The organism is Marinigracilibium pacificum, from assembly GCF_012926615.1.
GTDB classification, from domain to species: Bacteria; Bacteroidota; Bacteroidia; order Cytophagales; family Cyclobacteriaceae; genus Mangrovivirga; species Mangrovivirga pacifica.
On sequence record NZ_JABBNU010000007.1, the window covers coordinates 297831 to 314240 of the forward strand.

9 protein-coding genes are annotated in these 16410 nt (G+C 34.9%); all 9 read left to right on the plus strand.

Features of this window, described 5'->3' with window-relative positions:
- Positions 1-15 precede the first annotated feature (15 nt).
- Positions 16-921, plus strand: coding sequence for a histone deacetylase family protein (locus HH304_RS13005; protein ID WP_169682324.1), 906 nt, complete (start codon positions 16-18; stop codon positions 919-921).
- A 43-nt stretch (positions 922-964) separates the two neighbouring features.
- Positions 965-1666 (plus strand): rhomboid family intramembrane serine protease, encoded by a 702-nt coding sequence (locus HH304_RS13010; RefSeq protein WP_169682326.1) that lies wholly within the window; start codon positions 965-967, stop codon positions 1664-1666.
- A gap of 48 nt (positions 1667-1714) precedes the next feature.
- A complete protein-coding gene (locus tag HH304_RS13015) occupies positions 1715-2374 on the plus strand; it encodes an OmpH family outer membrane protein (RefSeq protein ID WP_169682328.1) in 660 nt (219 codons plus the stop codon).
- 131 nt (positions 2375-2505) lie between these two features.
- Entirely contained in the window at positions 2506-5691 is a 3186-nt protein-coding gene (locus HH304_RS13020) for a hypothetical protein (protein WP_169682330.1), read from the plus strand.
- Between the two features lie 100 nt (positions 5692-5791).
- Positions 5792-7240, plus strand: a complete 1449-nt coding sequence (locus HH304_RS13025; protein ID WP_169682332.1) for a DUF4062 domain-containing protein — start codon at positions 5792-5794, stop codon at positions 7238-7240.
- Positions 7237-10365 carry an nSTAND1 domain-containing NTPase gene (locus HH304_RS13030; RefSeq protein WP_169682334.1) on the plus strand — a complete coding sequence of 1043 codons (3129 nt, stop codon included), beginning with the start codon at positions 7237-7239 and terminating at the stop codon, positions 10363-10365. The genes HH304_RS13025 and HH304_RS13030 overlap by 4 nt, the downstream gene beginning before the upstream one ends.
- Positions 10366-10381: 16 nt before the next feature.
- Positions 10382-11398: a porin family protein gene (locus tag HH304_RS13035; protein ID WP_169682336.1), complete on the plus strand. Its 1017-nt coding sequence runs from the start codon at positions 10382-10384 to the stop codon at positions 11396-11398.
- On the plus strand, positions 11395-12747 hold the full coding sequence (locus HH304_RS13040; protein WP_169682338.1) for a hypothetical protein: 1353 nt from the start codon (positions 11395-11397) through the stop codon (positions 12745-12747). The genes HH304_RS13035 and HH304_RS13040 overlap by 4 nt, the downstream gene beginning before the upstream one ends.
- Before the next feature lie 52 nt (positions 12748-12799).
- Positions 12800-16410, plus strand: a 3611-nt coding sequence (locus HH304_RS13045) for a beta strand repeat-containing protein (protein WP_169682339.1), incomplete at its 3' end; no start/stop codon positions are given.

Sequence of the window (16410 nt, forward strand, 5' to 3'; positions counted from 1 at the left end):
TGTGGTTATCCGAATATGTTAAAAGTTGCCTGGGCAGAATCTTATTGTCATCCATTACCGGAAGGACATAGGTTTCCAATGGAGAAATATATTTTACTTCCTCAACAATTATTGTATGAGGGGACTTTAAATAATGAAAATTTATTCACTCCCGAATTACCGTTAGATGATGAATTATTTTCTTTGGTTCATTCTCAGGAGTATATAAACAAGCTAAATCAACTTACTTTATCAAGGTCTGAAGAACGGAGGACAGGGTTTCCATTATCTGAAAGTTTAATCCATAGAGAAAAGCAAATAATCAGGGGATCTGTCGATGCTACTTTGTTTGCATTAAAGTTTGGCTGTGCAATGAATATTGCAGGAGGTACTCACCATGCTTTTTCGAATAAGGGGGAAGGATTTTGTTTACTTAATGACATAGCTGTGTCAGCCCAATATTTGGTGGAATATTTTGGATTTAAAAGTATATTAATTGTTGATTTGGATGTCCATCAGGGGAACGGAACTGCTGAAATATTTACCAGTTCAAAAGAAGTTTTTACATTTTCAATGCATGGAAAAAATAATTACCCACTGCATAAGGAAAAATCTGATCTAGACATAGAACTTGAAGACGGAACTGGAGATAAAGAGTATTTAGCTTTATTAGACGCCAACTTAAAGTCATTGGTAGATAGATTAAATCCAGAATTTATTTTTTTTCAAAGTGGTGTAGATGTATTGAAGACAGATAAATTAGGTAGATTAGGTATGTCTATTTCAGGATGTAAAGATAGAGACCGTCTGGTGTTTGAAATCTGCAAAAATAATAATATACCGGTTATGGTTAGTATGGGAGGTGGGTATTCGGAAGAAATAAGGTTCATAATTGAAGCTCACGCTAATACTTATAGGTTGGCCCAGGAAATATTTTTCTAACGAATAGTGTAACAATCCTCTTTTCTACATAGTTTTTATAATTATGAAAGATCAAGTGGCTTTGCGTTTAAGTGCGATTTATGCCGTACTTTTTGTTACTCTCTTATGGGGGGTTAAAGCACTTGAACTATCAATGAATATTAGCTTAGGTTTTCTTGGAGTTTTTCCGGGAAATGGTAAAGGAATGCTTGGGATATTCACTGGTCCTTTGGTACATGGGAACTTTGATCACTTAATAAGTAATAGCCTCCCGTTATTAGTGTTAATTACCGGTACCTTTTTTTTCTATCGGAAAGTTGCCATCCATGTTTTTATAGTTGTTTATGTTTTAAGTGGATTTTTGGTTTGGTTATTTGCCAGGGAAGCCTATCACATTGGTTCTTCCGGAATCGTTTATGGGTTAGTTTTCTTTTTATTTTTTAGTGGGTTGTTTCGACGTGAATACAGATCACTAATTATTTCATCTGCCGTCTTTCTATTATATGGAACTACCTTCCCGGGAATATTACCTGGTGATCCGTTTATTTCATTTGAGTCTCATTTAGCAGGTGCATTTTCGGGATTGATAGGAGCATATATTTATAAGGACCAGCCGTTATTTGGTATACCGAATATTACTGATGAAGCTAATATTGAAAAAGAAAAACCAACCGGAGTTGTTGATTCTCCTAATTACACTTGCAATCACTCAGGCACCGAGAAAGATGAAATAAATTATTATTTTAAAGAAAAAGAAATTGAATAGAATTTCCTCAAATCAAATGTATTTATATCTTTGCAGGCGATATAAAACATGAAAAGTGGAGATTTTATGAAAAACATTTTTAAGATAAGTTCTTTTTTAGCTTTTGCAGTGCTGATTTTTGTTTCGTGTAACCAGCAAGGAACTTCAGAAACCACAGGAGAGGCGACTGGTGAATCAACTGCTTCAGATGTAATCGCATCAGATCTAAAAGTAGGTTATGTTAATTCTGATAGCCTGACTAAAAATTATGCTTTTTATCAAGATGTACTTAAAGATCTTGAATCTGAAAGAACACGTCTTGAAAAACAATTAGAAAGCCGAGCTCAAGGGTTACAAAAAGAAATCGAAGACTTTCAAAAAACAGCTCAAAACCTGACTTTAGGACAAGCAAGGAATATTGAGGAAAATCTTCAAAGAAAGCAGCAAAATTTAATGATGCAGAGAGAAAATTTTGCTCAAACTTTAAGAATGACTGAGGCTGAAAAGACAACTGAAGTTTTTGAAAAAATAAATACCTTTATTTCTGATTACAGTAAAGAAAAAGGTTATCACATGATATTTAAGTTTTCTCCATCTGAAAGCATTTGGTATGCAGATGAAAGAATGGATGTTACTAGTGATATTGTTGATGGACTTAACGCAGCTTACGATGCAGAGAAGTCTGCACCTGCAAAAGAAGAGTCAACTGAGGCTGATTCTATCAAATAAGATATTGAATTTTAAAGCATAAGAGGGACATGTAATGAATGTTCCTCTTTTTTTTATAGTTTTTTATTGAATTGCTTTCATTTTTTTTATATTGGTCATTGATTTTTTGATATTTTTTTTAATGTAATTCAATGATAAACAAGCTCATTGGTCTGATTGGTGCCCGTCCTGAAGAGAAGGAGAAAGTATTGTTGCTGTTGGCAAAGGGGTTTTTCATGGGGATATTCCTTGCTGGATATACTGTTACAGCCCAGACTTTATTTATCAATAGAATTGGCGCTGATAAACTGGATACGGCATTTGTTCTTACCGGTTTATTGGGAGTTGTCGTTACTTGGGTTTATTCAAAACTCCAACACAATATCCATTATTCAAGACTGGTAATAGGTAACATCATATTAGTAATCCTGATGGTATTAGGTATCAGGGTTTTATTCTGGTATTTTGGATCCCTAGATTGGTTAATATATACCTTATATATATTGTATGGTCCCATTAATGCATTAATCATTTTAGGTTTTTGGGGTGTATTTTTAAGATTGTTTAATCTAAGGCAATCAAAAAGGATAATTGGTGGGATTGATAGCGGTCAATTAAGTGCATCAATATTAACTTTTTTCGCACTTCCCTTTATTAATAAATTTGTTGGAGCCTCTGATATTTTAGTTCTAACCAATGGTTGTTTAATCATTTCATTATCCTTCCTACTGATCATAGTTAGTAAATACGATATTGATTTTACTAAAATCAAAACGAAAGAGGAGAAGAGAAGTCTCAAATTCAAAAATTTATTTAAGCGAAAATATATTGTATTGCTTTCAGCATTTCTGATAGTATCAATGATCGCTCTTAAGTTCATTGAATTTATTTACTCTAATGTTCTGGAAGAAAGATATATCAATGATGAACAAAGTCTGTTTGCATTTATTGGTATCGCTAATGGTACAATAATGATACTGAGCTTCATGATTCAAACTTTCGTTAATGATAAGATTATTGCCGATTATGGAGTGAAAGTAGCAGTATTGGTTATGCCTGTAATTCTAGGTATTTTAAGTTTAGTCGCAATATTTATCGCTACTGCTTTTGGTTTTTCTATTATTGAATCTGCTGGCTTTGCAGCATATTTCATAGTAATTGTAGGAGCCTATGTCTTTACAACCTCCCTAAGAGATGCAATGGAAAATCCTGCCTTTAAATTATATTTTTTGCCCTTAGAAGATAATATCAGATTTGATATTCAAACTAAAATTGAAGGTGTAATAGGTCAGGTTGCAACACTATTAGCAGGAGGGCTGATGCTATTACTGTCTTTTATAAATCTTGATCAGGCATTCTTTTTAATGTCACTGGTTTTTGTAGTAATAGTAATGGTTTTTGTGGTTAATGCTCTACATAAATCCTACACAGATGTTCTTCATAAAAAATTATCTGCATTAAAACAGTCAAGGCAAGTCATTGAAGAAGATTTACCTGTTAAATCAGCTGTATTGAGTAAAGAAGTTGTACTCAGCTTATTAAAGTCTGACCTAAATACTGTTACCTTAAATCTTGATTTGGTAAAGAAAGTTGAGCCGGCCCAGTATTATGATCTATTATATTATCTATTAAAAAATGAAAATGTGGATGTAATCATGTACATCCTGAAAGTTATTACTGAAGTAAAACCACTGTCTTCTTTACCATACTTGAATGACCTAATTGAAAATTCTGAACATGGACAGGTTAAGGTAATGGCCGAAAATGCCAGGTCAATGATTTTTCATTTTAAAGGAATAATGGATGATGGGAAATTATTGGATCAAATGGCTAGATCCTCTAATAATTATGAAAGAGAGTTTGTTGCCCATTATCTTGTTAATGAAGAATCCTCAAAAAATGATGATCTTCTACATCTACTGTTGAGAGATCCAAATAATCAGGTTAGGAAATCTGCAATTATTGCTGCTGGAAATATTAAAAGACAGGAGTTTTGGCCTGTATTATTAGAATTGATTCAATCAAATACATTCGGGTCTTTAGCTCAAAAGTCCTTGGCCATAATTGGTGACCCTGTTATCAATAGACTTGAATCCGTTTTTTATAAGTCTGGACAATCATTGCAAACTATGCGAAGAGTTTTGAAGACTTATGGAAGGATTGGGTCAGAAAAAGCTAAAGAAGTTCTTTGGAATAAAATGGATTATCCTGATAAGCAAATTCAACAAGAAGTTTTAGATAATCTTTCCAAAGTAGGGATAATCATCAATAAAGAAAGAGCATCTCGTATAAAAGATATTATAAAGGGTGATTTGGTTAATATATTATGGAACGATCTTGCCATTAAGTCAATACAAATTGATATTGATAACCAACTTCATGATGCTTTAAAAGAGGAAAACAATAGGACGTTTGATCATATATATACACTGCTTTCAATGATTTATGATTCTTCTTCAATCGAAACAGTTAAAGAAAATATAGAAAGTCAAAATCCTGATAATATAACATTTGCAATAGAATTACTAGATGTCTTTTTGGATGATGACCTCAAAGAATATTTAATTCCTGTTTTGGATGATATTCCGCTTGACGAAAAGTTAGCTAAACTTAATATATACGATCCATTCGAAAAGGTTACCGATGCGGATCTCTGTAAAAACATTATTAACAGGGACTACAATCAAATAAGCAGATGGACTAAGGCATGCGCGTTATTTAATATGGCATTTCTTGATGATGATCATGTTATTTCAGATGACCTTGTTGCGCAATTATTTAATCCGGACCCTTTGTTGTGTGAAACAGCTGCATGGGTGATTTATGCACATTCACCATATGATTTTGAAGTCTTAAGTAAAAGGATTCCTGAAAATTCACGAAAGTATATAACTAAGCTTATTCCTGAGATTGATAACCACAATATCAATGATATTTTCAAATTGAGATTTGGTAAAGCAAGATTTCTCAAAAAGGTTGAGTTGTTTTCTTCTTTGAGTACAAATGTTTTAAATGAAGTTTTGGAGGTGTGTAAAGAGGTGTATTATCCTGAAGGAGCTTCATTAGACTTAAAGGGTAAATATAGTGTTAGTGATATAATTCTCTTATTTAAAGGAAGACTGAGCTTATTAAATTCAAAAGGAGAGGCTATAAAATTTGGTCATGGTGATTTGATAGGTGGGGGAATTCATGTTTCAGGAGATGATTATTTTTCTGTTTTAGAAGATGATTTGGTCGGGTTGAAAATAGCCTATGATGATTATTTAGAGCTTTTGAATAATCATAAAGAAGTTTTAGAAAAGGTATTGATATTAAATAACAAACAAGTAACAGTATAAAACATCTAAAAATTATATTTTATTACTTTATGTTTGACTATTTTTTATAAATCCCTATATTAGTAACTAATTTTTTTAGAAAGAGTCAATTTTTTTTATAGTGAAACAAACCTGTGAAATCATATTATGTTATTCAGAGGTTGATAACTCCAACTTTGAATCCAATAATAAAGGCTGGATTGATCAATTTGCATTGATATTTCAAAGCTTCCTTGATAGGACTTTTGATATTAAATGTATCGTCACGAAGTTATCTGATGATGATGACGATGAAGTTGAAGGTGATGTATTTATCCCCATCATAAGCCCTAATTTTATTGAATCAGAGATATGTCAGGGATATTTAAGGAGTTATTTGAATAACATTTCTTCTAATCCGTTAACATCTGGGTTTGATGGACTCTTCGCTTTAGCATATTTACCTGTTTTTGAGGAAGAGCTAAATAATCAAGTAAAAGAAGCTCCTCGGGTTTATTTCTATGAATTGGAATCATTTTCGGATGTTCCAGTTGTTTATGAGCCAGAAATCGATTCCGGAATAAACCATAAATTCTGGTCAAGAGTATCTGATTTGACCAACTTGATAATAAATCACCTAAAGAATAAGTATACAAATCTGAATTTTGGCGATAGATCACTATATAAAAATGAATCAAAAAACATTTATGTTGCTAATGTTGTAAATGAGTGTTTGGAAGCTAGAGAGGCATTAATAAGGGATTTAAATCGTCATGGTTATAATGTTTATCCAAAGGGTAATTTGCCTGAAGGTAAAGCTGAATTAACAGCAAAATTAAAAGAAGAGATTGCGAAATGTTCAGTATCTGTACATATGCTTGGAGGAGAGTATGGACATATATCTGAGAAATTCAGAACCAGTATTTCTGAGTTAGAGCATGATTTATCATTAGAACGTGCAAATGCTGGTAATAATAATTTCAGAAGAATTGTGTGGTTATCATCACATTTGGATGAAATGTCGGATAGACAAAGGTTTTTTACCGAAAGAGTTATTCAACAAGCTGAAGATAAACTATTAACAGAAATAGTTGATTTGCCTTTGGAAGAATTTAAATCATTAGTCCGCAAATTTATTGATTCTAATAAGAATTCAAGAGAAGTAAATTTTGAATCTAAAAGTGAAGAATCGGAGGGAGTATACCTTCTTTTTAATGATGCGGAATCTGAAAATCTTTCAGCTTTAATATCCAGGTTAAAAGGCCTTGGGGTAGAATTTAGTATATGTGAAGATCAGGGAAGTGCTCTTGATACATTTGAAAGGCATCAATATTTATTAAATAATTGTAGTTCAACAATTATTTATAATTCAAATAAAAATAAGGAATGGGTTAATTCTATGGTAAGGGATATTTTGAAATCAAAAGGATTGGGAAGGTACCAGAAATTTGATTTCAATGTAATATATGCACCTGGCTGTGAATTTGATTCTAATCTGGTAGAAAAACTTGAATGTCCTGTTGTGTTGGATGAGAATAATTTTGAAAGCAGGATTGAAGGTCTTTTTGCAAAAACTGCTAATAATAAATGAGTAGTACGAATGACAAAATAACATTTTTAACAGGTGAAAGGTTATTTATTCCTTTTCCGGGGCTTAGACCGTTTAGCACCGAAGAAAGCCACCTGTTTTTTGGTCGGGAGGGGCAGAGTTCAGATATTATTGGCAAACTTGAAAAAAATAACTTTGTTGCAGTAGTCGGTGATTCTGGAAGTGGTAAATCTTCCTTGATGTATTGTGGCTTAATTCCTATGTTACAAGGAGGCTTTATAAAAAGTGCCGGAAGTAACTGGGATATTATTACATTAAGACCTGGAATATCACCGATTGATAATTTGGCTGAAGCTGTTCTTAGAATTTCTGATACAAATTCTGGCAACAAGGAGCTATTTGAAATAAATAGATCAATAAACTCAACTATCTTAAGAAGTTCTTCTTTAGGGTTGGTAGACCTTATCAGGCAAATCAGAAAGGATTCAGATAGAAGCTATCTGATTATGATTGACCAGTTTGAGGAATTATTCAGATACAGAGCTAAAAATGAACATCATGCAAATGCAATTAATGAGTCGATTGCTTTTGTTGATTTATTTTTAGAGGCAATTAATCAAACCGATCAACCGATTTATGTTGCAATCACTATGAGATCGGATTTCATAGGAGAATGTGCCCAATTTCCTGAACTGACTAAAAATATTAATGAAAGTCATTATTTAATTCCTCAGTTAAGCCGTGGTCAAAAGCAGTTGGCTATCGAAGGACCAATCTCAGTTGGAGGAGGTAAGATTTCAAAAAGGCTTACTCAGCAGTTATTAAATGATATTGGTGATACTCATGATCAGCTGCCAATTTTGCAGCACGCTTTAATGAGAACATGGCAATATTGGGAGGAGAATCGTGATGAGGCTGAATCAATAGATATAAAACATTATAATGCTGTTGGTACAATTAAGGAAGCTCTAAGTCTTCATGCCAATGAAGCATATGATGAATTGAGTAATGATCAAAAAGTAATTTGTGAGTCATTATTTAAAACAATAACTGAAAAAAGAGGAAGTGATAACTTTGGGGTAAGAAGACCTGAAAAATTATCATATATTGCTTCCGTTTGTGGTTGTTCTGTTCCTGAGCTGATAGAAGTAGTTGATAAGTTCAGAGAGCCTGGAAGATCACTTTTGATGCCTCCTTTTAAAACAGAATTAACAGAAGAGTCTGTTATTGATATTTCTCATGAATCCTTGATGAGGATTTGGATCAGGCTTCGAAATTGGGTAGAAGAAGAGTCCGAGGCTGCACAAATGTATTTAAGATTATGTGATGCAGCTGAAAAATATCAGATGGGAAAGGCTTCATTATTAAGACCACCTGATCTTCAATTAGCTTTAAACTGGCAAGAAAAATACAGGCCTACTTTACAGTGGGCTCAAAGATATGACCCTTCATTTGAAAGGGCAATGGTGTTTCTACGTACCTCAAAAGATGAGTACGAAAGAGAACTATTATTAAAAGAACAACTTCAGAAGAGAAAGCTAAAGCGCACTCGTCTGGCAGCTATTTTATTCTCAGCGATTGCTGTTATATGTACAATATTCTTATTGTTTGCCTTACAGCAAAGAGAAGCAGCTATGTTTTCAGCGCAGAAAGCTTTGGAAGAGTCAGAGAGAGCTGAAATAAAAGAAGCAGAGGCTAAGTTTCAAGCTCAAAAGGCACAGCAGAACCAGTTAAGGGCTGAAAGACAAACAAGACTTGCAAAGGATAACGAAGAAAAAGCAAAAGCCGAAGCAGCAAGAAATGAACTGTTGCGTATTGAAGCACAAGAAGCTAACCTTAGACTTCAGATTAGTGAAGCTGAGGCACTGAATGAAAAGGAAAAAGCTGATTCTTTAAGAATTCTGGCTGATCAGAAACGTGAAGAAGCTATTCAGCAACGTTTAAAAGCAAATATTTATGCTCAAGAAGCAGATTTTGCCCGCTATAGAGCGATTGCACAAAGTATGGCAGTTAAGTCTGTTCAAACTGATGAAGAAGATCTAAAAGGTTTGTTAGCTCAACAAGCTTATTTATTCAATTTTAATTACGGTGGAAGTATTTATGATCCATACATTTATGATGGATTGTATTATGCTTCTAAAGAATTACTTGATGATCCACTAAATAAAGTTAAGGGGCATAAAGACGCAATCAGATCAATTGCTCATTTTAATAATGAGGAAGCTTTCGTTACAGCTGGTTCAGACGGTAAATTAATGTTGTGGAAGTGGAATGATGGCCAGCTTGAAGATGGTGAGGAAATTATCTTTAATGAGGGAGTAGAAAACAGAACACTTGATATTAGTAGTGATGATAAATGGTTAGTCAACGGAACGGGAGCTAATGCAATTCAGGTTTTTAATCTTGAGAAAATTAGAAAAAAACCAATTGTTATTAACGGTCATTTTGAGCCAGTTGTCGAAACAGAATTTTATAAGGGAAGCCAGGGGATTATTTCAATTGGTCTGGATAGTATCATCGGTTACTTTGATTTTGAGGTATTTCAAGTTCTTCATAAGACTAAAAGTAGGCCAAATTCATTGGCTGTTAATCCGGTTTCTGGAGTTGCCTATATAGGACTCGAAAACGGCGAAGTTCTTAAAATGAATAATGTAGCTGAAAAGCCTGTGTTATGGCACAAGTTTGAAGGTCCTGTTACTGCATTAGAGTTTAATTCAAATGGAAGCTTACTGGCAGTCGGAATTAAGTTGTCAAACAATAGAAGTGACGTCTTGCTAATGCAACCAGAGATTGATAAACAATTTGCAAGGTTAAGAGGACATAAATCAGCTATAACAACACTACAATTTGGTCAGAATGATGAATTACTGGCATCTGCATCGTTTGATCAATCAGTTTTAGTGTGGCCAATTAATGATGTTAATCAATTACCTATTGTAATGAATGATCACGAAGGTTGGGTTACATCATTAAAATTTACTCAGGGTGGAGATTATTTGATTGCAGGTACATCAAAAGATTATTTAAGAATAAGACCTATATCAGCCACAATTATGGCTAACAGGATGTGTGAATATCTTAAAAGAAATTTTACAGAGGAAGAGTGGAATCAATTTGTAGCTCCTGATATCGACTATGAAAAAACGTGTGGTGAAATTGTACAATAAGATAATAATAGCGTTAATGATTTCCTGCATTTGGTATAGTTCAAATGCACAGGAAACTACATGCAGTCAGCAATTACGGCAGGCTCAACAATTATATGAGGTTGGTCATTTTAAAGATATTCCTTCGTTACTAGAAAATTGTATTAATGGAGGCTTTACTAAAGAAGAAAAGGTTCAGGCATTGAAGCTATTAGTGCTTACTGATATTTTTATGGATAATTGGTATGAAGCTGATACTTCCATGGTTGATTTTTTACATGCTAAGCCTGATTATGAAGTAAATCCTGATTTTGACCCTTCCGAATTTATCAACTTATATAATTCATTCCGTACATGGCCTGCTTGGAGTTTTGGTTTCAAAATTGGATCAAATATAAGTACAATTAATATTACGGAATTATATGGGGTGGATAATACAATAGCAGATTCTTCAAGCTCAAGTATTAATCCCGGCTTACAGATTGGAATAATTGGTGAACATATGATTAATGAGTCGTTACACGCCTTTGCTGAAATCCAATTTAGTCAAAATAATTTCACAAAGACGAGTAGGCTGTTCGATTATAACCAACAAGAAGTAAAAGAAAATCAAACTTGGTTTGGGATTCCATTTGGATTAAGATATACTTTTAAAGGAAAGAAAATCCGTCCTTTTATTTATTTAGGAGGAGATGTATCATATCTGATGTCTTCAATTGGTAATGTAACCAGATTGGGGTCATTTGAAACCAGGCCTATTGTAAGCCCGAACTTTGATTATGTGAATTCTGGTGTTAGAAACAGGTTAAATGTAAGTGCTATAGGTGGGTTTGGTATAAAAATAAAAACAGGAATTCACAATGTTATCATTGATGTTAGGGGACAAAAAGGCTTTCCGAATTTGTCTACTGTTGATAATCGCTTTGGTGACAGGGAATTACTTTACCGCTTTGGTTATGTTGATGACGATTTTCAATTGAATTCATTTAGTTTAAGCGTTGGTTATATTTACTCTATTTATAAAGTAAAAAAGATAAAGAATAAGAAGCTGTGAAGGGGATATCAAATTACATATTAATTACCGGGTTATTTTTAGCTATTCTTTCGGCTTGCGACAGTATAAATGTAGAGCCAGAAAAGGAAAGAATTTTTGTTAAAATGTATGGTGGCGAGCAAAAGGAAGAGGGTATTGACGTAAAGCAGCTTTCTGATGGGGGGTATATTGTTTTAGGTAATAGCTATTCAAATTTTGGCGGACAATTTGGCGGACAAGATATCATTGTAATAAGAACTGATTCTGAAGGCAATGAATTATGGAGGAAAAGAATTGGGACCCCTGGTTTTGATGAAGGTAAGGAATTAAAGCTTGATGATTCTGAAAATATATATGTTGTTGGTAGTTTTGGAATGAATAATGGATCAAAACTTGGTCAAATAACTAAACTTTCAATAGCAGGTGACATAATAAATCAGACTACCTTCGGTGATTCTACTCATGTTTATAGATTCAACTCTACGGAAATATTTGGTGACTTTCTATTTGTTACAGGAGAAAGTAGCAATGTATTTCCAAAATCTTCCCAAACGGCTGCAGATTCTCTTGATTTTATTCTTTTAGCTTATAATCGTAATGATTTAAGCTTTTATGATATTAAGTATGAAGGTTTTTCCGGAATAGATCAAGCTGTGTCTATTTTAAGAACGGGTATAGAGAAGGATGTCAATGAGGATTTTGAGAAAATAAGGATAGAGGTATTGGCAAATGTTTCCAGAACTACTGCCGATGGATTAAATGCTGCAACTGGAGATTTCTTTTTTACGCTTGATGATTTTACAATTCAAACAGGTGGAACAGCTGGATTTGTACCTGTCAAAGGAAATGTTTCAGGCTATTTCATGGCAAAGAAAGCTTTGAGAAAATCTCCAAATGGAGATGAGTATTTCTTTATTGCTAATTACTTGACTAGTTTATCTGATGTTACAAGTGAACAATCAATAGTTCTTTTCTCGAAAGGTAAAGGAACCGATCCTGTATTTTTAGATGATTTGCCATTTTCAGGAGGTGGAATTAGCTCCGGAGAAGGTATTACCTATTTCCCTAGTATTTCAACTTCAAATAAAGTTGTAGTTGCAACTACTACAAATGCATATAGTGACGCACAAAGTAATACCGATATTTTAATTAATTCCTATGAAGCAGGAGCTGTATTAAGTGAAAACACAGATTGGAATTCTACACCAAGACTTCATGGATTTAATAGTAATGATAGAGCTGGAAATATTATTCAGTCTTCAGATGGAGGACTGGTTTTGGTAGGAACTATTGGTTTTGATGATCAAATTGAAAGTAGTAACACTATGATCTGTTTGATTAAAACAAATCCGAATGGTTTTGTAGAATAATTATAGACTGATATTTCTTTTACACACGATATTTTTATAGAGCTATTTTTTAATGAGAAGCCTAAACAAAACTTACGCACATTTCGACCCTACATTAATTTCGGATAGGAACAGAATTGTATTTCTATTTCTTTTCTTTTTAATCAGTTCATTGGGTATCAAAGCTCAGGTTATAGTAACACCTGCTACAGGTGGAGAAAATGTGTGTGCTGACGGAAACTTTGTTTCCCTTGGCGATATATCAATTTTGGAAAATTCGGCAGCCGATTTTTCAGCGGTTGGAAATTATTCAGTTGATATAATTTTACCAGCGGGTTTTGAGTTTAATACAACAAACCTGAGTTTATATTCTACTCCTCAGGGTTCTGAAATATTTGTTATTAATGATGTATACCCTTTTACCAATGTTTATAGTGTAAATATTTCAGTGGTATCAGCAGGGTTCTCTATAGATGAATTAGTTATTTCAGGTCTTCAGGTTAAGCTGACAGGAGGGGAATCTTCAGGAAATATTCTTTTTGGAGGTGGAAGTTCAAATGTATTTGGATTGTTTGGAGCAAACGCAGGAAATTTAAGTTTTTCAATTGTAGATGGAACCTTATCTGGCGGAGCAATGATCTGTAGCGGTGCATCAACAAATCTGACATTCAATTTCACTGGAGGAACAGCACCTTATAATGTTGTTTACTCTGATGGAACGACAAATTATACAGTAAACAATATCAATGATGGTGCAACAGTATCTGTAAGCCCATCAACAACAACGACTTATAGCTTAGTTAGCGTAACCGATGCTAACGGATGTGCTGATGCAACACCAACAGGCACAGCAGTGGTAACGGTATCACCAACAGTCAGTGGAAACCTGGCTGCGAATGCATCACAATTGTGCGCAGGAGAGAGTGTAGATTTAACTTTTACGTTATCAGGATCATCAACTAATTATGATGTTTCTTATACTGACGGAAGTACAACCTTTAATCTTGTTGGAATCAGTTCAGGCCATGTAGAAACAATCACTCCATCAGCAACAGCAACTTATAGCATTACAAGTGTCACAGCGAATGCAAGCGGATGTAATACCACAACAAATGTAAGTGGCACACCGACAATAACAGTGAATCCGGTACCAGATGGATCGATGTCCGGAGGTGGAACAATTTGTTCAGGAGGAAACGCATCTTTAACTTTTAACCTCTCTTCAGGAAGTTCTCCTTATGATGTAGTTTATACTGATGGCATTACAAATTATACCGCAAACAATATAACTAATGGAACATCGGTTTCTGTTTCTCCGACCTTAACAACAACATATTCAATTGTAAGTGTTACCGACAATAATGGTTGTACAGACCCAACTCCAACCGGAAGTGCAACAGTTACGGTATCACCAACAGTTAGTGGAAGTCTTGGAGCTAATGCTTCAATAATTTGTAATGGAGAATCCGTTGATCTTTTATTCTCTTTATCAGGCTCTGCCACTACATATAATGTCACATACACAGATGGAACAACGCCTGTTATTCTTAATGGGATTAATAATGGTCATGTAGAGACTATTATTCCTTCTGCGACAGCAACTTATAGTATTCTGAATGTTACTTCGGTATCATCAGGCTGTACCACTTCAAGCAATGTAAGCGGCACGCCAACAGTAACAGTGAATCCGGTACCAGATGGGTCGATGTCCGGAGGTGGAACAATTTGTTCAGGAGGAAGCGCATCTTTAACTTTTAACCTCTCTTCAGGAAGTTCTCCTTATGATGTAGTTTATACTGATGGCATTACAAATTATACCGCAAACAATATAACTAACGGAACATCGGTTTCTGTTTCTCCGACTTTAACAACAACATATTCAATTGTAAGTGTTACCGACAATAATGGTTGTACAGACCCAACTCCAACCGGAAGTGCAACAGTTACGGTATCGCCAACAGTTAGTGGAAGTCTTGGGGTTAATGCTTCAATAATTTGTAATGGAGAATCTGTTGATCTTTCATTCTCTTTATCAGGCTCTGCCACTACATATAATGTCACATACACAGATGGAACAACGCCTATTATTCTTAACGGGATTAATAATGGTCATGTAGAGACTATTATTCCTTCTGCGACAGTAACTTATAGTATTCTGAATGTTACTTCGGTATCATCAGGATGTACCACTTCAAGCAATGTAAGCGGCACACCGACAGTAACAGTGAATCCGGTACCAGACGGAACCTTATCTGGCGGAGCAACGATCTGTAGCGGTGCGTCAACAAATCTGACATTTAATTTCACTGGAGGAACAGCCCCTTATAATGTTGTTTATTCAGATGGAACGACAAATTATACAGTAAACAATATCAATGATGGCGCAACAGTATCTGTAAGTCCATCAACAACAACGACTTATAGCTTAGTTAGCGTAACCGATGCTAATGGATGTGCTGACGCAACACCAACAGGTACAGCAGTAGTAACGGTATCACCAACAGTCAGTGGAAACCTGGCTGCGAATGCATCACAGCTTTGTGCAGGGGAGAGTGTCGATTTAACTTTCATGTTATCAGGATCAACAACTAATTATGATGTTTCTTATAGTGACGGAAGTACAACCTTCAACCTGACTGGTATTAGCTCAGGTCATGTAGAAACAATCACTCCTTCTGCGACAGCAACTTATAGTATTCTGAATGTTACTTCGGTATCATCAGGATGTACCACTTCAAGCAATGTAAGCGGCACGCCAACAGTAACAGTGAATCCGGTACCAGACGGAACCTTATCTGGCGGAGCAACAATCTGTAGCGGTGCATCAACAAACCTGACATTCAATTTCACTGGAGGAACAGCACCTTATAATGTTGTTTACTCTGATGGAACGACAAATTATACAGTAAACAATATCAATGATGGTGCAACAGTATCTGTAAGTCCATCAGCAACAACGACTTATAGCTTAGTTAGTGTATCCGATGCTAATGGATGTGCCGATGCAACGCCAACAGGCACAGCAGTGGTAACGGTATCACCAACAGTCAGTGGAAACCTGGCTGCGAATGCATCACAATTTTGCGCAGGAGAGAGTGTCGATTTAACTTTTACGTTATCAGGATCATCAACTAATTATGATGTTTCTTATACTGACGGAAGTACAACCTTTAATCTTGTTGGAATCAGTTCAGGTCATGTAGAAACAATTACTCCATCAGCAACAGCTACTTATAGTATAACCAGTGTCACAGCGAATGCAAGCGGATGTAATACCACAACAAATGTAAGCGGCACGCCAACAGTAACAGTGAATCCGGTACCAGATGGAACCTTATCTGGCGGAGCAACGATCTGTAGCGGTGCATCAACAAACCTGACATTCAATTTCACTGGAGGAACAGCCCCTTATAATGTTGTTTATTCAGATGGAACAAAAAATTATACAGTAAACAATATCAATGATGGCGCAACAGTATCTGTAAGCCCATCAACAACAACGACTTATAGCTTAGTTAGCGTAACCGATGCTAATGGATGTGCCGATGCAACACCAACAGGTACAGCAGTAGTAACGGTATCACCAACTGTCAGTGGAAACCTGGCTGCGAATGCATCACAGCTTTGTGCAGGGGAGAGTGTCGATTTAACTTTTACATTATCAGGATCAACAACTAATTATGA

Bases quoted from the DNA above. Each gene is read 5' to 3' on its own strand.
- HH304_RS13005 (WP_169682324.1), top strand. From the start codon at position 16: ATGTTAAAAGTTGCCTGGGCAGAATCTTATTGTCATCCATTACCGGAA.
- HH304_RS13010 (WP_169682326.1), top strand. From the start codon at position 965: ATGAAAGATCAAGTGGCTTTGCGTTTAAGTGCGATTTATGCCGTACTT.
- HH304_RS13015 (WP_169682328.1), top strand. From the start codon at position 1,715: ATGAAAAGTGGAGATTTTATGAAAAACATTTTTAAGATAAGTTCTTTT.
- HH304_RS13020 (WP_169682330.1), top strand. From the start codon at position 2,506: ATGATAAACAAGCTCATTGGTCTGATTGGTGCCCGTCCTGAAGAGAAG.
- HH304_RS13030 (WP_169682334.1), top strand. From the start codon at position 7,237: ATGAGTAGTACGAATGACAAAATAACATTTTTAACAGGTGAAAGGTTA.
- HH304_RS13035 (WP_169682336.1), top strand. From the start codon at position 10,382: ATGATTTCCTGCATTTGGTATAGTTCAAATGCACAGGAAACTACATGC.